The sequence below is a fragment of the Neobacillus terrisolis genome, from assembly GCF_051233475.1.
GTDB lineage: Bacteria > Bacillota > Bacilli > Bacillales > Cytobacillaceae > Bacillus_BU.
In genome coordinates this window covers 1-24054 of sequence record NZ_JBKFGH010000028.1, presented here as the reverse complement: position 1 = coordinate 24054, position 24054 = coordinate 1, and the positions used below count along the sequence as shown (strand labels likewise).

Below are 24054 nucleotides of genomic sequence, written 5' to 3'. Positions count from 1 at the left end.
GGTTTCTTAATATTTCCATGGTGTTATTATCATGGATCACCATACCATTCCTAGGGTTCAGTAATATAAAAAGATTTCTTCCAGCTTCACTCATCATAGTCATTTTTGAATTGCTAAATGCTCGAATTGGAAAAAGACGGCGATGGTGGTTTTTTTATCATAAACCCAGTTCCTTCACTTTTGGTGAAGTTCCTTTCAACATAGGTCCTTTTTTTGTTGGCACGATGTGGATCCTCAAAAAGACTTATGGGAATTTTTGGCGTTTTATATTGCTTAACATGTGCATCGAAGCGATATTTGTTTTTGTAATTACACCATTTTCAAAAAAACTAAGATATTATACATTAGTTAGATTAACTAAACTTCAGTTTTTCGTTTATTTTTTCTATAAGGCGTTTTTACTATATGGGCTTCAATCCCTTTTTGAAAGAAAGTTAAGGAGAAATAACTAAGTGTGTACTTTAAGATAAGAACACTATCCAAAACAATAAGGAACGCACAAATTAGACCTGTCCATCTAAAATGTGCGTTCTTTGTGTCTCAGATTTGCTATCTCTTTTTCTTTTTTTGATTATCTAAAATCGGTTTATTTTTTTGCAGGCTTTCCAGGACAACCTGAACATAGACATTTTTTTCGTCAATACTATTTACACTTGAAACTTTAGCTTTTCGTCCTTTAATTTTTAAATCTTCACCTTCGGATGGAACACGCTTAAGAAGCTGACTGAGCAAAAGATTTTTATTTTCGAAAAAATGAACTGCAAACATTTAGCCTCACCTTTTTCATAGGGAATGATGTGGTACAGGAAAAATCGAATCCTTCCTTTAAAATATTTTGTTTGCGTTTAAATTAGACCAAATCACTCCTATAAAAAGCTTCATTTTCATAATGTTATTGTAAGAAAGTTATTGAGTAATCGACACTTCATGCTCTATGATAGATGCAAGCATGAAGCATAGGAGTGAAGTGACGTGATTCATCAAAAAATCTTGCCAGCTGCATTCAATATGAAAGAATATGAACGGTTCTTAAAATCTGAGTATGAATATGGCGTATTCCTGGATATGCATATTTCTCAGTTGAAAAACGTAAGTCAAATGGCCAAGGAACACCGTAAAAAAATGATTTATCATGTTGATTTAATTCGCGGTATAAAAAGTGATGACTTTGCAACCGAGTATATATGCCAGGAATTTAAGCCGTTTGGCCTTATTTCAACAAAGAGCAGTGTGATCCAAAAAGCCAAGCAAAAGGGAGTTTTAGCGGTTCAAAGAATCTTTTTGATTGACAGCCATGCCCTGGAAAAAAGCTATCAACTGATCGAAAAAACGCGGCCTGATTATATAGAAGTACTGCCAGGGGCGATGCCTTGGATGATTAAAGAAGTGAAAGATCGACTCAATACACCTATTTTGGCGGGAGGACTGATTCGAACAAAAGAAGAAGTTCAAAATGCGCTAAATGCAGGAGCAACCGCGATCACAACATCGAAAATAGAGTTATGGGATTGCTTTAAATAATAGCTATCAGAATGGATTGCTTACCAATCATCCTACTATTAATAAATTAAAAACTATTATTATTTTAAAAAACTAAAAAATATAATTGACAACGCTTTCAACAGAACATATAATTCAAATTAACAAGTTAATGAATCGTGATGGAGACAAGGAGATTCACGCAGAAAACCTTAATTTTTTTCTTGGGTTTGTTCTGATGTGAATCTCCTTTTTTTGTCGAATGTTAATTTGTTAAAACTATATTAAGAAAGGAAGATTGTTTTGACAGCGTTTATGGGGGAACTAATTGGCACAGCGATTTTAATTATTTTTGGAGCAGGAATTGGAGCAGGAGCTTCATTAAAGAAATCCTATTCTAACAGCCCTGGCTGGATTGTCATTACAATAGCTTGGGGGCTAGCAGTGACAATGGCAGTATTTGCAGTAGGTTCAATCAGTGGAGCACATTTAAATCCTGCCCTTACAATTGCGTTGGCTTTAACAGGAGATTTCGCATGGGCTGACGTACCTACGTATATTGTGGCTCAAATGGTGGGGGCCATTTTAGGAGCAACCGTTATTTTTCTTCACTATTTACCACACTGGAAAGCAACAGAAGACCCAGGTACAAAACTTGGTGTGTTTGCTACCGGTCCTGCAATTCCTCACACATTTTCAAACCTTTTAAGTGAAATCATCGGGACTTTTATTCTCGTTTTAGGGATAATGTTTATTGGAGCTAATAAATTTACCGAGGGTCTTAACCCGATAGCAGTCGGACTTTTAATCGTCGCAATTGGCATGTCTTTAGGTGGTACGACAGGTTACGCCATCAATCCGGCCCGCGATTTTGGTCCGCGAATTGCTCATTTCCTATTACCTATACCAGGAAAAGGCGGTTCCAATTGGTCTTATTCTTGGATTCCGGTCGTTGCACCGATTCTTGGTGGCTCGTTGGGAGCGTTATTTTACAAAGCAGTGTTTAAAGGCGAAGTTCTCGGCAGCTTATGGGCAGTATTAGGAGTTACTTGTGCGATTTTAGTGGTTGCTTTCTTTACTAGCAATAAATCTGCAGATGTAAAAAAAGCAAAAGTAGCTGCATAATTTTTTATAAAAATATTGATTGGGGGATCAATAATGGAAAAATATATTCTATCTTTAGATCAAGGAACAACAAGCTCACGTGCGATTTTATTCAACCAAAAAGGTGAGATCGTTCATATTGCACAGAAAGAATTTACTCAACATTTTCCAAAACCAGGCTGGGTTGAGCATAATGCAAGTGAAATTTGGGGGTCAATCCTTGCGGTCATCGCTGGATGTCTGTCAGAGTCCAATATCAAGCCTGAACAAGTGGCTGGAATCGGGATTACCAATCAAAGAGAGACGACAGTTGTTTGGGATAAAGAAACGGGTATCCCTGTTTACAATGCAATTGTTTGGCAATCCAGACAAACAAGTGAAATTTGTGAAGAGTTAAAGGAAAAAGGCTACAACGACTTGTTCCGCGAGAAAACAGGATTATTAATCGATGCCTATTTCTCAGGAACAAAAGTAAAGTGGATTCTCGACAATGTTGAAGGTGCACGTGCAAAAGCTGAAGCAGGAAAGTTATTGTTTGGGACAATTGATACTTGGATCATTTGGAAGCTATCCGGCGGAAAAGCGCATGTTACTGATTACTCTAATGCATCCAGAACGTTAATGTATAATATTCACGACTTGAAATGGGACGAGGAGCTCCTTGAAATTCTTAATGTTCCAGCAGCTATGCTTCCAGAAGTTCGTCCTTCTTCCGAAATTTATGCTCATACAGTCGATTATCATTTCTTTGGCAAGGAAGTACCGATTGCTGGTGCGGCTGGAGATCAGCAAGCCGCTTTATTCGGGCAAGCGTGCTTTGAGCAAGGTATGGCGAAAAACACCTATGGAACGGGTTGCTTTATGCTGATGAACACAGGTGCAAAAGCAGTTCGTTCTGAGCATGGCTTGTTAACCACCATCGCATGGGGTCTAAACGGAAAAGTAGAGTATGCACTAGAAGGTAGTATCTTTGTCGCTGGCTCTGCCATACAATGGTTAAGAGATGGCTTAGAAATGTTAAAGGATGCCAAAGATAGTGAAGAATACGCTACAAAAGTAGCCTCAACGGATGGGGTTTATGTTGTCCCTGCTTTTGTGGGACTTGGTACACCGTATTGGGATAGTGATGTTCGTGGAGCAGTATTTGGATTAACCCGCGGTACATCTAAAGCTCATTTCATTCGCGCAACTTTAGAATCACTGGCATATCAAACGAAAGATGTCTTATCAGCAATGGAAGCGGATTCCGGAATTGAGTTAAAAACACTCCGAGTTGATGGCGGGGCAGTGAAAAATAACTTCTTAATGGAATTCCAAAGCGGCATCTTAAACGTTCCAGTAGAACGCCCAACGGTCAATGAAACTACAGCCCTTGGAGCAGCATACCTTGCAGGACTAGCAGTGGGCTATTGGGAAAGTCAAGATGAAATTGCTACGCAATGGGCGATCGAGCATTCGTTTGAACCAACTATGGACGACTCCGAGCGGGATCAACTTTATTCAGGTTGGAAAAAGGCAGTTCAAGCAGCGATGGCATTTAAATAATATTATTTTTAAAAAATAAATATAAAACCTATTGTTTTCTTTTGTAATGTAGTGATATGATTTAAACAAGTTAATAACTTGGTAGGAGACTTGGAGAGACCAAAAATACATTATCGTCCTGACGGTAGTGTGTTTTTGGTCTCTTTTATTTTTGGCTATGTTAAAGAACAAGGTTGAGTTTTGAGCACGCTGTTGATTGGAGCGGAAGGTGCGAGACTCCTGCGGGAGAAGGTGTCACGGGAGACCCCACAGGCGCTATGGCGCCGAGGAGGCTCCCGGACTCCCCCGCGGAAAGGGAGCACCTCTCGCTGCAATCAACAGCCAAGTTTAACACAGCCTTATTATTAGGAGGAGACAAAATGAAATTTTCAAACCTTGAAAGAAGCAAACACATTGAGAAACTGACAAACGAAAGCTTTGACCTTTTAGTATTAGGCGGCGGAATCACAGGGGCTGGAATTGCTCTTGATGCTGCAGCCAGAGGAATGAAAGTGGCAATTGTCGATATGCAGGACTTTTCAGCTGGAACTTCAAGCCGTTCAACAAAACTTGTTCATGGCGGTTTACGGTATTTAAAACAATTTGAAGTAAAAATGGTCGCTGAAGTAGGAAAAGAACGTGCCGTTGTTTATGAAAATGGTCCGCACGTCACCACTCCTGAATGGATGCTGTTACCGATCCACAAGGGCGGAACGTTCGGGATGTTCACTACCTCGATCGGGATCATGGTGTATGACTTTTTAGCGGGAGTGAAAAAGAAGGAACGAAGAACAATGCTCGATGCAAATCAAGCGCTAAACCGTGAACCATTATTGAAAAAGCAAGGATTAAAAGGCGGTGCCGTTTATGTTGAATACCGCACCGATGATGCAAGATTGACCATTGAAGTCCTCAAGGCGGCAATTGAAAAAGGTGCAGTTGGATTAAACTACGCTAAAGCTGACGGATTGTTTTATGAAAATGGAAAAGTTGCCGGTGCCATCATTCGTAATGAACTGAATGGTACGAACTTTACCATTCGTGCAAAAGAAGTTGTCAATGCAACAGGTCCATGGGTTGATTTTATCCGTGAAAAAGATAACTCCAAAAAAGGGAAACAGCTTAAATTATCAAAGGGTTCTCATATCGTTATCGACCAGTCAAGATTCCCATTAAAGCAGGCAGTCTATTTCGATACACCGGATGGAAGAATGGTGTTTGCGATTCCTAGAGATGGGAAAGCTTATGTTGGCACAACGGATACATTTTATGATGAGGATGCAACACATCCTGGAATGACAGAAAGTGACCGTACCTATATTCTAGATGCGATCAAATACATGTTCCCAGATGTGAATGTGACCGAAGCAGACGTTGAATCAAGCTGGGCAGGTTTAAGACCGCTTATCTATGAAGAAGGAAAAGACCCTTCAGAAATTTCTCGTAAAGATGAAATTTGGATTTCTGATTCCGGATTAATCACAATAGCAGGCGGCAAGTTAACGGGGTACCGCAAAATGGCAGAGATGGTCGTCGATACCGTTGCGAAAAAACTGGCAAATAAAGTCTTCCGCAGCTGCGAGACGAGAGTGTTGCCAATGTCGGGCGGCAATGTAGGCGGTTCACAAAACTTCCCGCAGTTCGTCAACAAACAGGTTGAAATCGGAATGAAATTAGGATTGACGAAGGAAGAAGCTCATCATTTGGCTACCATGTACGGTTCCAATGTTCCTGACTTATTTAAAATTGTAAAGGAAAGAAGCGAGGATGCGAAGCGTTTTAAATTACCGATTGTCTTATTTAGCAAATTAGTTTATTCCATCGAAAATGAAATGATTGCAACACCAGTTGATTTCTTCTTTAGAAGAACAGGAGATTTGCTATTTAATATTCAACTAGTTTACAAATATCAGCATCAAGTAATTGCGTTCATGGCTCAAACCTTTAAATGGTCGAGCGCTGAAATCAGCCGCTACAGCAATGATATGGAAAGAGAAATCATCAACGCCACAGGTGGAGTTGGATTTGAGGATGGTCAAACAAAGAAAGTGAATTAAGCAAAACCACTATGTGAAAAAGGCTCTCTTAGAGAGTCTTTTTTTTTGTCAATTAATATGGGGAGAAACGAGGGCTTTAACGGACAAAGCATAGAACTTAAGAGTACAAAGGCGTACTGAATAGGTGTCTGTAGTTGAAAAGGTGTTGGAGATGTCGTAAAATTCAGATTATTAACAGCTGAAATATTAATGTTTTTCCAATCACAGTACTTTGATAATGTTAATTGCCAAAGAAAGCTTTTTCTTCTATAATTACCGCGAAAACGTGCAGGGGGGAACAAATTGGATACTAGAGATTTTAGATGGAGCAACAACCAAATAAGAAATCAAGTAGAGGTACTTGATGGTGAAAAAAATCCTCATATTATTCTTTCAAACGCAACCTATTTAAACACCTATCTACATCAATGGGTAGTTGCGAATATTTGGATATATGAAGACCGCATTGTTTATGTTGGAGAAAATCTTCCGGAAAACTTGAAAAGTTGCGAGGTTATTGATTGTCAGGGGCAATATTTAGTGCCGGGATATATTGAGCCGCATGCTCATCCTTACCAGTTACATAACCCTCTTACATTAGCAAACTATGCAGGGCAATTCGGTACAACTGCGTTAATTTGTGATAATTTAAACTTTTTCCTTACCCTCCCTACTAAAGTAGCCTTTGAATTATTAAGTGAATTTAAACATATTCCATCAAGTATGTACTGGTGGTGTCGTTTTGATGGACAAACAGAGTTCAGGAATAATGATAATATTTTTAATACGGAAGATATCATCTCTTGGCTCCATCATGAATCGGTGCTGCAAGGCGGAGAGCTTACGGCGTGGCCCAAATTGCTAAATGGAGACAACCAAATGCTCTCCTGGGTACAAGAGACAAAAAGATTAAATAAAAAAATTGAAGGTCATTTTCCAGGAGCTTCCGAGCGTACCCTCGCAAAAATGATGTTAATAGGCGCAGATTGTGATCATGAAGCAATGACAGGTCAAGAAGCTCTTACCCGTTTGCTGCAGGGCTATACCGTATCGCTTCGGCAATCGTCGATTCGTCCTGATTTAGACATACTTTTAAAAGAATTAGTCTCACTAGGTGTTCAAAAATTTGAGCGATTTTTCTTTACCCTAGATGGGTCACATCCATATTTTTATGAAAATGGAATGACCAATGAATTGATAAAAATGGCGATTGGTCACGGTATCCCTTTAATTGAAGCTTATCATATGGCAAGCTACAATATTGCCCGTTATTATAATATGGAACATTTACATGGATCGATTGCTACAGGCAGAATTGCCAATATTAATATTTTAAAAAGCAAAGATAATCCAACACCAATCAGTGTATTAGCAAAAGGAAAATGGATAAAGAAGGATGGGAAAAATACAAATGTTGCCTCCTCGATTGATTGGGACAAGTTTCAATTACCCCCACTTGATTTTAAATGGGTTTTACACAAGGATGATTTGAGCTTGTCAACATCTGTAGGTATTCACTTACTAAATAATGTCATCACCAAACCGTTTGAAAGCAGTATTGATTTGAATAGCGATGAATTATCACTAGAACATGATGAATGCTTCCTGACGATGGTTTCGCAAGACGGATCTTGGAGAATCAATACAATAGTAAAGGGGTTTGCCCAGTATGTTGGTGGTTTTTCCAGTTCGTATTCAGGTACAGGTGACTTTTTATTGATTGGTAAAAGCAAAGCAGATATGTTAATGGCTTTTGAACGAATGCGGACAATCGGCGGGGGAATCGTCTTGGCAGAAGACCATCAGATTGTTCACGAAATTCCTTTACCGTTAAAGGGGATTATGTCTGATTTAGAGATGAACTTGTTAATAAAGAAAGAGAAAAGAATGATTGAGTTACTTAAAGAAAAAGGCTACCCATATGACGATCCGGCCTTTACCTTACTATTCTTCTCTGCAACTCATTTACCATTTATTCGTTTGACGCCAAGCGGACTGTATGATGTGAAAAATAATAAGGTTTTAGTTCCTCCAACACAAAGAGTAAATTATCAAATTCAATAAAATTAACCTTACCAGGGGCGATTCTTGTATAATGAGAATCGCATTTTTTTTTGACTAATTGAATTGACTCCACCCTTAGGGTGGGGTTTACAATGACATCGAGGGGGATATGTATGGATAATCAAATTACAATCAGTGATTTTGTCAAATTAACGAGAAGTACGATAAAGACCGTTCTGTATTATCATAAGATTGGTTTATTGCAGGAACCAAAACGTTCCTCGAGTGGTTATCGTTTGTATGGAGCAGAAGAACTTGCTCGAATGAGATTGATCAAACACTTAAAACAATTAGGGCTAGACTTGAAACAAATAAAAGAAATATTAGGAGATACAAAGAGTCACAGAACCTTGAGAGAAATACTGCAGTCATTTCAAACCGAGCTTTTAAATGAAAAAAAGATGATTGAGGAGCAATTATCAAAGATAGAAACATTACTAAGTCAACAAACAGTACAGCTGGAAGAAACGTCAGTTGGCTCTGAATTATTTCAAATGGTTACACAAATATTGGCACCGGAGCAATTAGAAAATTATAGTGCATATCCTGAACTCTATGAGCAACAACGAAACATTTTTGGTATCTTAGAAGATTTTAACTGGGGAGAAGATTACCAAGAAAATTTTAGATTAATGGCAGAATACTTTAAATCACATCCCGAACAATTTAAAACAGCTTTAAAGTTTGGCAAACGTCTTTCCGGACTGAAACAAATGTCTGAAGACGACCCTGAAATTGAAATTCTAGCCAGGGAAGGTGCCGATTTTATAAAGAGTGTGCCTTTTCTAAAAAAAATGTTACAAGATCAATCTGGTTTCGGAAAAACAAATGAAAAATTATTTAATGAGATGGCAAAGAATGTTCTCTCCCCGGCTCAAATTAAACATAAACAGCTTATCCAGAAATATCTAAATTATTGTCCATGATGATAAAATTAAACATTGGATAAATGAGAGAGGTAATTAAAATGGGAAATAACTATGACATATCAAAACCCAAAGTATATTTAGTTCCAATAATACTTTTGGTTAGTATTTGGACTGTCTTATTTCTCCCCGCAGGCACAACCAAGTTTTGGAATGCTTGGATCTTTTGGCTAGGTTTCTCCTTGATAACTTTATTAATAACAATTTATTTTATAAGAAAGAATCCTGAGTTCTTATTAAGGCGAACGAAAGTTAGGGATCAAGCAACTACTAAAAAAGTTCCTGCAATTTTTAAAACATATTATTTAGGGTTTATTTTACCAGGTGTTGATTTCCGTTTACATTGGTCTAACGAACCAATATGGCTTGTCATTGTATCAAATATCATTGTTTTTGTAGCATATATGTTTATTTTTGTAGTGTTTAAGGAAAATAGTTATGCTTCAACTGTTATTCAAGTTGAGAATGAACAGCATGTCATAACAACAGGTCCTTATTCAATTGTTCGTCATCCAATGTATCTAGGAATAGTAATAATGTCCTTATTTCTGCCGCTAGCACTTGGATCATATTTCGCAATCATACCTATGCTGTTCATAATACCTACAATGTTATTTAGAATAAAAAATGAAGAAGACGTGCTTTTAAGAGAACTAAGAGGGTATAAAGAATATTGCTTAAAAACACATTATCGACTAATCCCTTTAATTTGGTAAGAAAATTGTACTGATATCGGATGAATGATTAGAAAGGGGAGTCACGTATGTGTAACAGAAATAATTTAATTGATCAGATTGTCAACGATTCCAAAATTGATGATGAAGTGAAGAATAGCCCAGGATTCGGAAAACCATTTCCAAAGAGTTTCTTTAGTGGAGATTTATACTGTAATTTTTTAAAAATAGCAAAGGATGCAGGCTATTTACCACCTTGGATAAACCTACAAAAGGAAATAAAGGAGAGTATTGCTTTAACATTGAATATGATTGAACAAAACGGCAGTGAATTCAAAATAAAAGATTCAATTGATGAAATAAACGTAAAAATAGCTAAATATAATGATGCATGTCCGCCAAATATGCAACGTGGAAAAATAAGTCTAAAAAACATTTCGAACCAATACAAGCTTTGGGAGTAGGTGATTAATTGGGATTTTTTTTGATAACGGGGGTTTTAAATAGAAGAAAGACGAAATTGTGAAATTTTTGTACTTAAACTCATTTGAGCTAATACGCGTTCGCAGACTTGGTCAATTTGGTCGGCTGAAATTAATTTTTTATAAGTAACGGGTCCGTTAAAAAAATTAAATTCAAATTTAGGTAATTTTGGTGTGGGAGTATATGAAGCTGCCACATCTTTTTTTAGTCAATATCATACAAGATGCATGTATTAAAGTATGCTACACTTACTTCCAGAGTACCGATAGGAGGTTATTTACATGAAACAAGAAGAAAGAACAGTTCGCTTTGATTATGATTTGCAAATCGAAGCCTACCGTTTTCATGGCATAATGCAAAAGTTTCCGAACCACTTCCATGAATATTATGTGATTGGGTTTATAGAGAGTGGACAAAGACGATTGTCCTGTAAGAATAATAATTATGTAATTAGTAGTGGTGATCTCGTATTTTTTAACCCATTAGATAATCATGCTTGTGAACAAATTGACAATAAAACATTAGACTATCGTTGTTTGAATATAAAGCCAGAGATAATGCAAAAAGTAACAAAGGAGATTACTGGGAAAGACTTTATTCCTTATTTCACCAATCCTGTTGCCTATAATAGTGAACAGGCTCATTTGTTACATAATCTTCACCAAATGATTATGGATGAGTTATCAGATTTAGAAAAAGAAGAAACTTTTTATTTCCTTATGGAACACCTAATTGATCAATATTGCGAAGCAGCTAAAGATATAGAATTTGGTGCAGTTGAACAGAAAATTGCAAATGTTTGTGGGTACATAGAAGCACATTATGCAGAACATATTGCTTTAGACGATTTGGTTAAACTTTGTGATATGAATAAATACACATTGTTGCGATCATTTACCCGTATTCGTGGAATTACTCCATATCGTTACTTACAAACTGTTCGTATCAATGAAGCGAAGAAACTACTAGAGAAAGGGATAAAACCATTAGACGTAGCTATGCAAACTGGTTTTGTGGATCAAAGTCACTTAAGTAATTTTTTTATGGATTTCATTGGATTGACTCCTGGACAATACCGAAATATTTTTATAGAACAGAATATATAAGCTTTTAGTAGTGGAAAGGATATTGGAATGGAAAACAAAATTACAGTTGGTAATTTATCAGCTTTCATAACGATATTAATTTGGGGAACAACATACATTTCTACAAAAATCTTATTAAATGATTTTTCTCCTATTGAGATTTTATTTTTACGTTTTGTTATGGGAATCATAGTGTTAAAGGTTATATATCCATACCGTCTAAAGGTAACAGATAGAAAACATGAACGATTATTTGTTGGTGCTGGGCTATGTGGTGTTACACTGTATTATCTTTTGGAAAACATTGCCTTAACTTTTTCAATGGCTTCCAATGTAGGTGTAATAAGTGCTATTGTTCCATTTTTTACAGCTATACTCACCTATCTATTTTTGAAAAACGAACCGTTACGAATTAACTTCTTCATCGGTTTTGTAGTTGCTATAATAGGGATTTTTCTTATCAGCTTTAGTGGCAAAACAAATTTTCAACTAAGTCCATTAGGCGACTTGCTGGCGGTAGCTGCTACACTTGTTTGGGCAATATATTCGGTCTTAACCAGGAAAATCAGTAGTCATGGTTATAATACGATTCAAACCACAAGAAGGGTATTTTTTTACGGTATTTTATTTATGATTCCTTCACTATTTCTATTTGATTTTAAACTAGGAATGGAACGCTTTGCTAATCCTGTTAACTTGTTTAATTTGGTATTCTTAGGACTTGGTGCATCCGCTCTTTGCTTTGTTACATGGAACTTTGCGATTAAAATATTAGGAGTTATCAAAACAAGTATTTATATATATTTAGTTCCAGTCATTACGGTGATTTCAGCTATGATTGTGTTGCATGAACCGATGACATGGCTTGCTGCCTTAGGGACGTTTCTTACATTAACTGGGCTTTTCATTTCAGAAACCAACATTAATTTTAAGAAAAAAGGGGAATTAGTAAATGGACTTACTGAATGATAAATGAGTAAAGGTATTTGACTCCGATTTGCCTATCGGGTTGATTGCAATTATTTGGTAGCGGACATATAAAAAACCACTCTGAGTGGTTTTTTAATCGCGCATTGCTCCTGCTTCTCGGGAAGTCAGTGCACCTTGCCCTGCACCAACATCTTTTTGAATTTCTTGTTTTACTTTTTGCGCATCAGCTCCGGCAAATTCTGGTTTCATAATAGAACCCAAATTCTGTTTAGCTTGTTGATCCTGTTGCATATGAGTCCTCCTCAACTTATTGTTTAAAATCTTATTATTTACAAAGAACACCCGGTATATCCTGAGGTTTTGAGTGAATTTCATTTAATTGAAAAGGGGTTTTCGTTAAAATATAGGATTGCTGGGCCAGCCAATTTTTCTTATTTCACTAACGGTGACAAAAGGAAAATACATAGATCCAAAAAAAGAAAAGTATACTTAATTGTTTTACCCGCCTTATTTTATCCATTCAAGTATTGTAGTATAAATCTATATGGTTTTTTCGATTGGAGTGTATTTTTCATGCAAAGAATATATTTTGATTATAATGCCAGTACCCCGCTTGCTAGTGAAGTAGTAGATGCTATGCAACCTTTATTAAGTGATTATTTTGGGAATCCGTCCGCCTTACACTGGGCCGGGAAACCTGTAAAAGAATTGTTGCAAAAAGCTAGGGAACAGGTTGCTGAGCTAATAAGTTGCTCCCCCAGTGAGATTATCTTTACAAGTGGTGGTAGTGAAGCAAATAATCTTGCGTTAAAAGGGTATTATTTTAAAAACCGCACAAAAGGAAACCACATCATTACATCGAAAATCGAGCATCCTGCAATCATAAACCCATGCAAATTTCTCGAACAAATCGGGGCAAAGGTGACATATGTAGGTGTGGACCAGTATGGAAGAGTTTCCCCTGAAGAAATCGAAAAAGCGATTACGAAAGAAACGATCCTGATTACCATCATGCACTCGAACAATGAAGTTGGAACGCTGCAGCCGATTAAAGAAATAGCGGACATTGCCAAACGCTACGGGATCGCTTTTCATTCTGATGCTTCCCAATCGGTAGGCAAGGTTCCCGTTGATATAAATGATTTAGGTGTAGACCTGCTGACGATTGCCGGGCATAAGCTTTATGCACCAAAAGGAATCGGGGCTCTTTATATTAGGAAGGGAATTGAACTTGAGCCGTTAATACATGGAGCTGGCCATGAGTTCGGTTTAAGGGCAGGGACAGAAAATACTTTACTCGCGGTAGGGTTGGGGAAGGCTTGTGAAGTAGCCAAGAAGGGCTTATCAGACAAGAGCTTAAAAGAATTAACGGATTATTTTTGGTCTGAATTAAAGCAAGAATTTGGCGATCATGTTGTATTAAATGGACATATAGACGAACGGTTGCCAAACACGTTAAATGTAAGCTTTGTCAATAAAATCGGCCAAGACATATTATCTGCTATTCCTTTGCTTGCTGCGTCAACTGGATCAGCTTGTCATGCAGGGAGTATTGAATTGTCCCCTGTATTAAAAGAGATGAAGGTACCTGTCCATATCGGAATGGGGGCTATCCGGTTTAGTTTAGGCAGACATACAACGAAAAGTGAAGTAGATCAAGTGATGCAATGGCTTCGGGAGAATTTTAATGCCGTGTGATCGGTGAAAAGCTTCAAACACCATACAAAAAGCAGTTCGGTTCTTTTTTTTAGAATTGAACTGCTTTTTGCGTATAAAAATTAACTTTTTAATTTTAGCGCAGTAAGACTTGCAAAATCATGAATAATTGTCGCGGCAAGCAGCGAAGTAATTTGGGTTGGATCATAGGGTGGCAGTACCTCGACTAAATCAAACCCGATAAAATTAAAATCTGTTAACGAGCGAATCATTTGCAAGGTTTCGAAACTATTAAAACCACCGACCTCAAGTGTTCCCGTCCCCGGTGCGCACGATGGATCAACAAAATCGATATCAAAGCTTAGGAAGCAGGGGGTCTCACCGATTGTTTCTTTCATTTCTTTCACTACGTTCTCGATGCCGCGTTCCTTTAATTCCGGAGTGGTAATCACGTGATAGCCCAAATCCTTGCTTGAATCAATATCACCGGGATGATTAAGGGTTCCGCGAATGCCAACCTGAAAAACTTTGTCCGGAATCAGTAAATTTTCCTCATATGCACGGATGAATGGGGAACCATGCCAATATTTTTCTTCATAATAAGTGTCCCATGTATCAGTATGCGAATCGAAATGGATCATCCCAACAGGGCCATGGACTTTGGCGGCTGCTCTCAGGTTGGCTAATGTAACCGAATGGTCCCCGCCAAGGCCGATTGGTGTAATTCCATTTTCCATTAGCTCTTTCATTGCTTTTTCAATTAATTCATAGCTTCGATGGATATTATGGGGGATGACAGAAACGTCCCCAATATCGATGGCATTGCAATCCTCAAAAGGATAAACCTTATAAATCGGATGATAAGGAAATAAGGTCATCGATGCCTGGCGAATGGCCTGGGGAGCAAAGCGCGCCCCGACACGGAAGGATGCTGCGGTATCAAACGGCATACCGACAATCGCTAATTTTGCATTTTTTCTACTAGATGGCAGCCGCATAAATGTACCCGTCGTACAGAATTCTGGCTTTACATCCGGTGATAATGGATATTGCATGAGGATCCCTCCAATTTTGTTTTCATTTATTAAGTGCAAGTTTTATGCCAACCAAAAAGATACAGGAGAACCGTCCCTATGTGACCTTTAGTGACATTTGTTATTTAATATGGAATAATGTATGCATGGTTGAATAATTCTGAATATTTAGAATGTTACTTGAGAACAAAGAAATTATCCCGTTTTATCGGGCAAAATAAAGAAAATTTAACGAAAAATTTACAATGGCACAAATATTGCAAGTATAAATTTTGAATTTTAAAAAAAGAGGGGGAATTCAAAATTACTTTAAGAAAAAGGGGTTTTAAAAAGATGGGAGTGTATTAAAGACAAGAAAACTGGGGGAATGATATGTGGAAAATGGCGTAAAGCTGAAAAGATCGTTAAAGCTATGGCAGGTTGTTATTATGGGGTTAGCCTATATGACCCCAATGGTCGTGTTTGATACATTTGGAATTGTTTCGGGCGTAACAAAGGGGCATGTACCAACAGCTTACGTAATTGCCCTGGTCGGGATGCTTTTCACGGCAATTAGTTATGGTAAGCTAGTGCGCGTTTTTCCACAAGCCGGTTCTGCCTATACGTATACCCAAAAAGCGATGAACAGGCATCTTGGCTTCCTCGTCGGCTGGTCCTCTTTACTTGATTACCTGTTCTTGCCGATGGTAAACGCCTTGTTAACAAAGCTCTATTTAAATGCTTTGTTCCCGTCCGTTCCAGATTTCATATGGGTATTGGTGTTTGTTGGAATCGTTACCTTCCTTAACTTGAGAAGCGTCAATGTTCTAGCCAATTTCAATACATTCTTTGTCTTCGTGCAAATTTTAATTATGGTTGTTTTCATTATTTTAGTTGTGAAAGGGCTGAATAATGGAGAAGGCACCGGAACGGTCTTTAGCCTGCAACCATTTTTTGTGGAAGGAATGAACCTGCCTATCCTAGTAACAGGAGCTACGATCCTCTGTTTTTCGTTCCTTGGCTTCGACGCGGTAACGACATTATCAGAGGAAACGCCTAATCCAGAAAAGACGATCCCAAAAGCGATCATTCTTACAGCTTTATGGGGAGGGGTTATTTTTATTACAACCTCGTTCTTTATCCAACTATTTTTCCCGGATATTTCAAGGTTCAAGGAACCAGATGCAGCCCTTCCGGAAATCGCACTGTACGTTGGCGGAAAGTTGTTTCAATCTATTTTCCTATGTACGACCTTTGTTAACACGTTAGCCTCGGGACTGGCCTCCCACGCGAGTGTTTCCCGACTCCTATATGTAATGGGGCGCGATAAGGTATTCCCGGATAAATGGTTTGGATACGTCCATCCAAAATGGAGAACACCTGCAATCAACGTTGTGATTGTAGGAATCATCTCCCTATCTGCCTGGTTTTTCGATTTAGTAACGGCCACCTCGTTAATCAACTTTGGTGCCTTAATGGCCTTTACGTTCGTCAATCTTTCCGTAATCAATCATTTTGCAGTTAGGAAAAAAATGTACAAGACCCCTAAAGACTTTTTTAACTTCGTGGTAATGCCAGTACTCGGAGCGGGTTCGGTAGGAATCCTATGGATAAACCTAGAAATCAGTTCTCTCATCATGGGGTTGGTTTGGTTCGGACTCGGGCTAGTTTATCTCCTAGTTTTAACGAAAGCATTCCGAGTAGCGCCACCTCAATATACAGCAGAAGAACATATATAATCGACCTTTTTGAAACGCATTCGTTATGAGTGCGTTTTCTTCTTTGTTACGGGTATTAAGTGTTTCAGGAGAATTGGAGCTTAATGAACCTGATGAAGGACATTTTCGCAGGGTGATTGATTTTGTCCTAGATAAGGTCTCTCAAGGACATTTACGCTGGATGATTGATCGATTTTGTCCTAGAGGAGGTCTCTTAAGGACATTTACGCTGGTTGATTGATCGATTTTGTCCTAGAGAAGGCAACTCAAGGACATTTACGCGGTGAGATTGATAGATTTTGTCCTAGAGAAGGCCTCTCAAGGACATTTACGCTGGTTGATTGATAGATTTTGTCCTTGAGAAGGTCTCTTAAGGACATTTACGGGGTGCAACCGATAGATTTTGTCCTAGAAAAGCCCTCTTAAGGACATTTACGCGGTGCAACAGATAGATTTTGTCCTAGAGAAGGCGTCTCAAGGACATTTGCGCTGGTTGATTGATCGATTTTGTCCTAGAGAAGGCCTCTTAAGGACATTTATGCTGATTGATTGATAGGTTTTGTCCTAGAGAAGGTCTCTTAAGGACATTTGAGCAGGGAGATTGATCTGTTTTGTCCTAGATAAGGTCTCTTAAGGACATTTACGCTGGGCAACTGATCGATTTTGTCCTAGATAAGGCTGCTCAAGGACATTTACGCTGGTTGATTGATAGATTTTGTCCTAGAAAAGCCCTCTTAAGGACATTTACGCGGTGCAACAGATAGATTTTGTCCTAGAGAAGGCGTCTCAAGGACATTTTCTCAGAGCAACCGATAGATTTTGTCCCAGATAAGCCCTCTCAAGGACATTTACGCGGTGCAACCGATCGATTTTGTCCTAGAGAAGGCCTCTCAAGGACATTTCGCAGGTGCAACCGATAGATTTTGTCCTAAAAAAGCCTCATCAAGTACATTACCCCAGTACCACCGAAAGATTTGTCCTTGATACCCAGACTCCTTTATGCAATTTTGAATAAGTCAGTTATTTTTTCATAAACAACACCTCAATCTTTTTTCAAAAAACAAAAAAATCAAGATAAGATCGCCTTTTTCTTACTTGGCACGCAATTTGCAAATAGGTTTAATAACAAAATTAAAATGAGGTGTTAAGATGTCGGTTGAATCGTTTGAGGTTACCAAACAGCAGGCAAAAAAGGAAAAGGACAATCCGCTCACAGATTTCCAGGAGACACTGAAGGATGCGATTACCGTCATGAACTTACCACAACAGGTCTATGAGTTTTTAAAAAAACCGATGAGATTTCTAGAAGTGAGTATCCCGATTCGAATGGATAACGGGAAGACAGAGATTTTTCAAGGATTCAGGGCCCAGCATAATGATGCATCAGGACCGACAAAAGGGGGGATTCGCTTCCATCCGGATGTTACGCCTGAAGAGGTAAAGGCATTGGCTGGCTGGATGAGCCTTAAGTGCGGAATTACCGATTTGCCGTATGGCGGGGCAAAAGGGGGCATCATTTGTGATCCGCGAAAAATGAGTTTTGATGAATTAGAACGATTAAGCAGAGGGTATGTAAGAGCGGTGAGCCAATTGGTAGGTCCTACAAAGGATATTCCAGCTCCCGATATGTACACCAACTCGCAAATTATGGCTTGGATGCTTGATGAGTATGATCAGATTCGTGAATTTGATAATCCCGGTTTTATCACCGGCAAACCGATTGCCTTAGGAGGGTCAAAGGGACGGGAGACAGCAACATCAAAAGGGGTTTTATATACCCTGCAAATGGTTTGCCAATTAAAGAAAAAACCGTTAAAGGACATGCGAGTAATTATTCAGGGATTTGGAAATGTCGGCAGCTATTTGGCCAGTTATCTATATGATTTAGGGGTAAAAGTCATCGGTGTCGCTGATGAGCTTGGCGGATTATACGATGAAAAGGGCTTGGATATTCCCTATTTAATCGACAACCGGGATTCATTTGGAATTGTATCCAATCTGTTTCATCACTCCATCTCCAATCTTGAATTATTAGAAAAAGAATGCGATGTCCTTATTCCAGCGGCGATTTCTGGGGTAATCAACAAACAGAATGCGAACAGAATCAACTGTAAATTTGTGGTTGAGGCAGCAAATGGACCGACAACAAAGGAAGCTTTAAAAATATTGGATGAACGAGAGATTTTGGTCGTTCCCGATATTTTAGCAAATTCCGGCGGGGTGATTGTCTCGTATTTTGAATGGTGTCAAAACAATCAGGGCTATTACTGGACCGAGGAGACGGTTGACGAACGTCTCAAAGAAAAGATCACTGCAAGTTTTATAAATGTTTATAAAACATCCCAAAAGTACCGTGTCAATATGAAGCTTGCCGCTTACATCGAAGGAATTCAAAAGCTGGCAGAAGCCTCCAGATTAAGAGGATGGTTAAAATATTAACTTTTTAAAATGAAAAAGGAGGAATAAAACAATGAAATTGGATATATTATCAGAACAAAAAGGACAACAGCTTTTTCATTACTTTTGTCTCGTTTCGAATGATCATCGCTATGATTTGGCAATTGGTTATTCCGAGCATTTCTTTGGAAAAGCAATGGTGACATGCATTCAATCCGGGACCATGATTTTACTTTCACAAGAGGACACATTTGTAGATCAGCATTGGGTGAAAAGGTTAGGTATTAAAGAAGAGGATATCCCAGCCTTTCAGCAGTTTTTCAGCTATGTGTTACAGACCCAACCATTTCAGGAGCAATATTAAAAAAAGGAGTGATTTGTATGGAATTTGGAGTTGTGCTTAGCCCTTGTTACGGGAGAATCGAAAAGGTAGCGATTAATCGGGAATCAAGAATCTACGAATGGGAAACATTGTTTCAAATTAAAGGAATCAATGGGCGGGTTCAACCGATCCAAACAGGGATGAGTGGGGAAGTACAATCACTTGAAGTAAAAGAGGGAGATCGTGTGATACCTGGAATGGTCTTGGCCTACATTAAAGAAGATTTATTTGTCACTGGGAGTGACTAATCGTTCTGTTAAGAAGATGAGCAATCATCTTCTTTTTTTGGTACTTTAACGTATATTAATGTAGGGCTGGAGGTTGCCTACCCTTCCGAAAAAAACAATTCTTTATATTTAAAAAATTAAGAATAATATGATAATATAAGATTTACAGGCATTATGGGAGGATGGATGTATGATGTTTTCCGTCGTGAAAGAAAAAATCAAACCAATCATTTCGGTAGATTTGGATCAGGTAGGGGCAGTAAGATCAGCTTTAAACGAATGGAAAGACCCCTTGCTTTTTCTAAAAAAACAAGGCCAATTACTCGCGTATATTGAACTAAATAATCATTTAGTTCAGCAGCTCAAGAGCCAAAACTTCTCCGTTGAACTCCTCCTGGACCAATCAAAGTCATTAAGGAATATCTGTCAACTCAGTACAAAGTTTTCTCTCCCAGTATTATTTCAAATTATTGGAGAGCCGTTTGTCATTATAAAGGACGAGGCTGGCAAGCCAACGGGCTACATCCAAAGAGAGGATGCCCTTGCGGAGCTTTTTAGACAGGGCAATAAAAGCGTTGATTTACTAAAAATTCTTCTTACCTCTATTCCGATGGGGATCTTTGTTTTAGATAAAGAAAAGCGGGTGATTAACTGCAATGAAGCCGGTCTAAAAATGATTAAATCAACCTCGGAAAAAGTCCTGAATTTTCCGGGTGATCATATTTTTAGCGGAGACCATATTAACAATGTTTTTTCAACTGGTAAGACGATTCTAAATCAACTGGAAATTACAAACGAAATGGGAGTTTTAGTTGATTATAGCCCGATTTTAAATTATGAAAATGAAGTGGATGGCATCGTCATCGTTGTTCAAGATTTGCCGATGGTTGAAGAGATGGCGCTGGAGATTGAATATATTAAGGATTTAAACAAGGATTTACATGCGATTTTGTCGAGTATTTATGATGAAATTCTTGTCGTGAATGCCAAAGGGGAATTGATTCGTTACAGTGATAATATTATTCGTGATTTTTGGCAGGTAGATTTAAAGGAATTAATCGGTAAGAATATTCTCGATTTAGAGGACAAAGGCTTATTTACTCCATCTGTGACGAGGCTTGTGATGGAAAAAGGAAAGAAGGTTTCTGTCGTTCAGGAAACACGGACAGGCAGAAAAATTCTGGCTGTTGGGAATCCCGTTTTTAATGAAAAAAAGCAATTAGATCGAATTATTGTTGCCTCGCGCGATATTACCGAAACAACTCGCCTCAAAAATGAACTCCTGGAAATGCGTAAAATATCTGAGCAATATAAAAAAGAATTGGATGATTTTAAAAATAAAGACCGCTATCTTAAAAAGCTTATTTACTGTAGCCCAAAGATGGAAAAAATCATGAACCAGGTGATGAAAATTGCCGACTTTTCCTCTACCGTCCTCCTTCACGGGGAATCTGGAGTCGGGAAAGAAGTTATCGCACAAGCCATCCATCAATTAGGGAAACGTTCAAATAAACCATTCCTCAAGTTAAATTGTGGTGCGATTCCGGAGAATTTGTTGGAGAGTGAGCTTTTTGGATACGTAAAAGGCTCATTTACCGGCGCCGATAAAAATGGCAAGGATGGTTATTTCAAACAAGCCGATGGCGGGATATTATTTCTAGATGAAATTGGCGAGATGCCTATGCATTTGCAGGTAAAATTGCTCAGAGTCCTTCAAGAACAGGAAGTCATCCCGATTGGAAGCACAACGCCATTTAAGGTCAATGTGCAAATTATAGCCGCTACGAATAAAAAGTTAGAGAAGATGGTTGAAGAGGGGACCTTTCGTGAGGACTTATATTACCGTTTAAATGTCATTCCCCTCCATATCCCTGCACTTAGGGAACGGCCTGAGGATATCTCCCTTTTAGCCTTTCATTTTCTCCAACAGCTCAATGAAAAATATGATCGCAATTACCAGCTAACACCGGATGCGATTAATGTTCTTGAATTTTATCCATGGCCAGGAAACGTCCGGGAATTGCAAAATATCATTGAAAGATTAGTCGTTACTGCTGATGAGCCGGCAATAAATGCCGAGTTTGTTAGTCAATTTTTATCGCTGGGCTACGAATATAAAAAAATGAAGCCCATCATCACAAGGGTGATCCCGCTGCAGGAAGCGATTGATCAGGTGGAGGAGCAGCTGATTGTCCTTGCGATGAAGCAATATAAAACGACGACTAAAGCTGCAAAGGCGCTAGGGATTAGTCAATCCTCGGTAAGCAGAAAATATCAAAAAATACTGAATGAGAAAAATAGAAATATCGAAAACATGTCCAGCCACTAAGCAAAAGCTGTTTCAGAGCATCAATCTGAAGCAGCTTTTTATTTTGAATTGGCTGGGTAGCGAGCGTTATGCAGAAAAAAATAGGGCTATGCATGCCTGCATAGATTACTAGTTACATTTAATGATCGTGATGATAGCCCCTTTTTGACTTAGAAAAAGTCCGTTAACTCTAGAAAACCGCGCGGAAACGTCTTTCCAATCTTAATGGAAGGCCTATGAATCTACCAATATATATATTTTGGCACAATTCTTGCAACTAACTAAAATGAGTGAAACAAAGGAGGAATGGAAAGTGGCCGAGATCAAAAATAAAACAGTGAATTTGAAGATGTTTATTAATGGAGAATGGAAGGACGCTGAAAATCACGCAACACGCCCCGTAATAAATCCGGCGAACGGAGAAGTGGTCACATACGCTCCGGAAGGAACGATCGCCGATGCACGCTCAGCCATCTATGCAGCACGAAATGCGTTCGAAGACGGAGTATGGTCCGGATTAGCGGCCGCTGAAAGAGCTGCTTACCTCTTTAAAATTGCTGACAAAATTGATGAATATGCAGAGGAATTGACCGAGCTCGAAACAATGGATAATGGCAAGCCATTAAGGGAGGCAGGCTTTGATGTAGCGGATGCTGCAGCGTGCTTTCGATACTATGCTGGAATGATCACCAAACCAGATGGTCAAACCTACCATGTTGCAGATCCGATGCAGGCGATGGTGGTCCGGGAGCCTGTAGGTGTTTGTGGTCTAATCGTACCTTGGAATTATCCGCTCTTAATGAGTGTTTGGAAGATAGCCCCTGCTTTGGCGGCGGGGAATACGATCGTATTTAAACCATCAGAAGTGACGCCGATTACTCCGAAAAAGCTGTTTGAAATTTTTGAAGAGGTAGGTTTACCAAAAGGTGTCGCAAATATGGTAACGGGGGCCGGTCCAGTGGTCGGTCATGAAATCGCCTCCCACCCTGAAGTCGATATGGTTTCCTTTACCGGGGGAACAAAAACGGGAAAACATATTATGAAAACAGCGGCCGATACGATGAAAAAGGTCTCATTAGAACTTGGCGGCAAGTCTCCCAATATCATTTTTGCTGATGCTGATTTTGAAACAGCAGTGGATTATGCCTTGTTTGGAATTTATGCAGGTGCCGGACAAGTATGTTCAGCTGGTTCGAGAATTTTAGTAGAAGAAAAGATTTACGATCAATTCGTTAACCGCTTTGTTGAAAGAGCGCGAAGTATAAAGGTTGGACCTGGCTACGATCCATCGACTGAGATGGGGCCACTAGTCAGCAAGGAGCATTTAGATAAGGTCCTTTCCTACATCGAGCTTGGCATCCAAGAGGGAGCAAAGCTTGCCTGCGGCGGAAAGCGGATCGATAGAAACGGTTTTGAAACAGGATATTTTGTTGAGCCGACTGTGTTTGTGGATGTGTCCGAGGAGATGAGAATTGTCCAAGAGGAGATATTCGGTCCGGTTGTGGTAATCCAGAAATTCAAAGATGAGGCTGAGGCGATTAAGCTTGCCAACAGTACGGTTTACGGGTTGGCCGGTGCTGTTTTTTCCAATGATGGTTCAAAGGCGTTAAGAGTTATCAAAAAGCTTCGTGCAGGGATTACATGGATCAATTCCTATCATCCAACCTATAATGAGGCGCCATGGGGAGGCTACAAGCAAAGTGGAATTGGCCGCAGTCTTGGAACGTTTGGCCTAGAGGAATTTCAAGAAATAAAACAAATTAACATCAACCTACAAGTTGAGCCAATTGGTTGGTTTTCAAACTAACGATTTAAAAAGTAAAACGATTGTCTTATTAAAAAATGCTGTGTTTAAGAACAATGTTGATTTTGAGCGCACTGTTGATTGGAGCGGAATGTGCGAGACTCCTGCGGGAGAAGGTGTCATGGGAGACCCCACAGGCGCTTGCGCCGAGTTATCATGAACGAAACTAGCTCCTTACTCGTAAAATCGTAGGTTAATTTGGTAAGAATGTTTATTGTTGAAAAACAAAAAACCAAATTAGAGC

20 protein-coding genes are annotated in these 24054 nt (G+C 38.9%); 17 read left to right on the top strand and 3 right to left on the bottom strand.

The window, feature by feature from the left end; all coding sequences use genetic code 11:
- Positions 1-549: 549 nt before the first annotated feature.
- Complete coding sequence (locus tag ACI48O_RS17285; protein ID WP_435563099.1) at positions 550-768, bottom strand: hypothetical protein; 219 nt, start codon at positions 766-768, stop codon at positions 550-552.
- 207 nt (positions 769-975) lie between these two features.
- Between ACI48O_RS17285 and ACI48O_RS17280 the strand changes: the two genes are divergently transcribed.
- From ACI48O_RS17280 to ACI48O_RS17235, 10 genes are all read left to right on the top strand, one after another.
- A complete protein-coding gene (locus ACI48O_RS17280) occupies positions 976-1521 on the top strand; it encodes a glycerol-3-phosphate responsive antiterminator (RefSeq protein ID WP_435563109.1) in 546 nt (181 codons plus the stop codon).
- A gap of 261 nt (positions 1522-1782) precedes the next feature.
- Complete coding sequence (locus ACI48O_RS17275) at positions 1783-2604, top strand: MIP/aquaporin family protein (RefSeq protein WP_435563098.1); 822 nt, start codon at positions 1783-1785, stop codon at positions 2602-2604.
- Between the two features lie 33 nt (positions 2605-2637).
- Positions 2638-4128, top strand: a complete 1491-nt coding sequence (glpK, locus tag ACI48O_RS17270) for a glycerol kinase GlpK (RefSeq protein ID WP_435563097.1) — start codon at positions 2638-2640, stop codon at positions 4126-4128.
- Positions 4129-4487: 359 nt separating this feature from the next.
- Positions 4488-6164, top strand: coding sequence for a glycerol-3-phosphate dehydrogenase/oxidase (locus tag ACI48O_RS17265; protein ID WP_435563096.1), 1677 nt, complete (start codon positions 4488-4490; stop codon positions 6162-6164).
- Between the two features lie 282 nt (positions 6165-6446).
- Positions 6447-8207, top strand: a complete 1761-nt coding sequence (locus tag ACI48O_RS17260; protein WP_435563095.1) for an adenine deaminase C-terminal domain-containing protein — start codon at positions 6447-6449, stop codon at positions 8205-8207.
- A gap of 113 nt (positions 8208-8320) precedes the next feature.
- Positions 8321-9133 carry a helix-turn-helix domain-containing protein gene (locus tag ACI48O_RS17255; RefSeq protein ID WP_435563094.1) on the top strand — a complete coding sequence of 271 codons (813 nt, stop codon included), beginning with the start codon at positions 8321-8323 and terminating at the stop codon, positions 9131-9133.
- Between the two features lie 41 nt (positions 9134-9174).
- Positions 9175-9849 carry a methyltransferase family protein gene (locus tag ACI48O_RS17250; protein ID WP_435563093.1) on the top strand — a complete coding sequence of 225 codons (675 nt, stop codon included), beginning with the start codon at positions 9175-9177 and terminating at the stop codon, positions 9847-9849.
- Between the two features lie 47 nt (positions 9850-9896).
- Entirely contained in the window at positions 9897-10271 is a 375-nt protein-coding gene (locus ACI48O_RS17245) for a DnaJ family domain-containing protein (protein ID WP_435563092.1), read from the top strand.
- A gap of 300 nt (positions 10272-10571) precedes the next feature.
- Positions 10572-11396, top strand: coding sequence for an AraC family ligand binding domain-containing protein (locus ACI48O_RS17240; RefSeq protein ID WP_435563091.1), 825 nt, complete (start codon positions 10572-10574; stop codon positions 11394-11396).
- Between the two features lie 27 nt (positions 11397-11423).
- Positions 11424-12344 carry a DMT family transporter gene (locus tag ACI48O_RS17235; RefSeq protein ID WP_435563090.1) on the top strand — a complete coding sequence of 307 codons (921 nt, stop codon included), beginning with the start codon at positions 11424-11426 and terminating at the stop codon, positions 12342-12344.
- Positions 12345-12437: 93 nt separating this feature from the next.
- Here ACI48O_RS17235 and ACI48O_RS17230 read toward each other — a convergent pair whose 3' ends face one another.
- Positions 12438-12596, bottom strand: coding sequence for a hypothetical protein (locus ACI48O_RS17230; protein ID WP_435563089.1), 159 nt, complete (start codon positions 12594-12596; stop codon positions 12438-12440).
- A 282-nt stretch (positions 12597-12878) separates the two neighbouring features.
- On the opposite strand from ACI48O_RS17230, the gene ACI48O_RS17225 reads away from it, so the two are divergent.
- Positions 12879-14003, top strand: coding sequence for a cysteine desulfurase family protein (locus ACI48O_RS17225; RefSeq protein ID WP_435563088.1), 1125 nt, complete (start codon positions 12879-12881; stop codon positions 14001-14003).
- Positions 14004-14083: 80 nt separating this feature from the next.
- Here ACI48O_RS17225 and speB read toward each other — a convergent pair whose 3' ends face one another.
- Positions 14084-15016, bottom strand: coding sequence for an agmatinase (gene speB, locus ACI48O_RS17220; protein ID WP_435563087.1), 933 nt, complete (start codon positions 15014-15016; stop codon positions 14084-14086).
- Between the two features lie 353 nt (positions 15017-15369).
- Here speB and ACI48O_RS17215 point away from each other — a divergent pair, with 353 nt between their 5' ends.
- The 6 genes from ACI48O_RS17215 to ACI48O_RS17190 all read left to right on the top strand — a co-directional run bounded on the left by ACI48O_RS17215 (position 15370) and on the right by ACI48O_RS17190 (position 23813).
- Positions 15370-16713 carry an APC family permease gene (locus tag ACI48O_RS17215; RefSeq protein ID WP_435563086.1) on the top strand — a complete coding sequence of 448 codons (1344 nt, stop codon included), beginning with the start codon at positions 15370-15372 and terminating at the stop codon, positions 16711-16713.
- Positions 16714-17841: 1128 nt separating this feature from the next.
- The gene (locus tag ACI48O_RS17210) at positions 17842-19131 is read left to right on the top strand and encodes a Glu/Leu/Phe/Val family dehydrogenase (RefSeq protein WP_435563085.1); all 1290 of its coding nucleotides are present in this window, start codon (positions 17842-17844) and stop codon (positions 19129-19131) included.
- Between the two features lie 31 nt (positions 19132-19162).
- The gene (locus tag ACI48O_RS17205) at positions 19163-19453 is read left to right on the top strand and encodes an SAV0927 family protein (RefSeq protein ID WP_435563084.1); all 291 of its coding nucleotides are present in this window, start codon (positions 19163-19165) and stop codon (positions 19451-19453) included.
- Positions 19454-19470: 17 nt separating this feature from the next.
- Positions 19471-19719: a biotin/lipoyl attachment domain-containing protein gene (locus tag ACI48O_RS17200; RefSeq protein WP_435563083.1), complete on the top strand. Its 249-nt coding sequence runs from the start codon at positions 19471-19473 to the stop codon at positions 19717-19719.
- Between the two features lie 172 nt (positions 19720-19891).
- Positions 19892-22027, top strand: a complete 2136-nt coding sequence (locus ACI48O_RS17195; protein WP_435563108.1) for a sigma-54 interaction domain-containing protein — start codon at positions 19892-19894, stop codon at positions 22025-22027.
- Positions 22028-22355: 328 nt separating this feature from the next.
- Complete coding sequence (locus ACI48O_RS17190; protein WP_435563107.1) at positions 22356-23813, top strand: aldehyde dehydrogenase family protein; 1458 nt, start codon at positions 22356-22358, stop codon at positions 23811-23813.
- Positions 23814-24054: the final 241 nt, after the last annotated feature.

Coding starts and splice junctions, on each gene's coding strand:
- ACI48O_RS17285 (WP_435563099.1), bottom strand. CDS start 768: ATGTTTGCAGTTCATTTTTTCGAAAATAAAAATCTTTTGCTCAGTCAG.
- glpK (WP_435563097.1), top strand. CDS start 2,638: ATGGAAAAATATATTCTATCTTTAGATCAAGGAACAACAAGCTCACGT.
- ACI48O_RS17265 (WP_435563096.1), top strand. CDS start 4,488: ATGAAATTTTCAAACCTTGAAAGAAGCAAACACATTGAGAAACTGACA.
- ACI48O_RS17255 (WP_435563094.1), top strand. CDS start 8,321: ATGGATAATCAAATTACAATCAGTGATTTTGTCAAATTAACGAGAAGT.
- ACI48O_RS17250 (WP_435563093.1), top strand. CDS start 9,175: ATGGGAAATAACTATGACATATCAAAACCCAAAGTATATTTAGTTCCA.
- ACI48O_RS17245 (WP_435563092.1), top strand. CDS start 9,897: ATGTGTAACAGAAATAATTTAATTGATCAGATTGTCAACGATTCCAAA.
- ACI48O_RS17240 (WP_435563091.1), top strand. CDS start 10,572: ATGAAACAAGAAGAAAGAACAGTTCGCTTTGATTATGATTTGCAAATC.
- ACI48O_RS17235 (WP_435563090.1), top strand. CDS start 11,424: ATGGAAAACAAAATTACAGTTGGTAATTTATCAGCTTTCATAACGATA.
- ACI48O_RS17230 (WP_435563089.1), bottom strand. CDS start 12,596: ATGCAACAGGATCAACAAGCTAAACAGAATTTGGGTTCTATTATGAAA.
- ACI48O_RS17225 (WP_435563088.1), top strand. CDS start 12,879: ATGCAAAGAATATATTTTGATTATAATGCCAGTACCCCGCTTGCTAGT.
- speB (WP_435563087.1), bottom strand. CDS start 15,016: ATGCAATATCCATTATCACCGGATGTAAAGCCAGAATTCTGTACGACG.
- ACI48O_RS17210 (WP_435563085.1), top strand. CDS start 17,842: ATGTCGGTTGAATCGTTTGAGGTTACCAAACAGCAGGCAAAAAAGGAA.
- ACI48O_RS17205 (WP_435563084.1), top strand. CDS start 19,163: ATGAAATTGGATATATTATCAGAACAAAAAGGACAACAGCTTTTTCAT.
- ACI48O_RS17200 (WP_435563083.1), top strand. CDS start 19,471: ATGGAATTTGGAGTTGTGCTTAGCCCTTGTTACGGGAGAATCGAAAAG.
- ACI48O_RS17195 (WP_435563108.1), top strand. CDS start 19,892: ATGTTTTCCGTCGTGAAAGAAAAAATCAAACCAATCATTTCGGTAGAT.
- ACI48O_RS17190 (WP_435563107.1), top strand. CDS start 22,356: ATGTTTATTAATGGAGAATGGAAGGACGCTGAAAATCACGCAACACGC.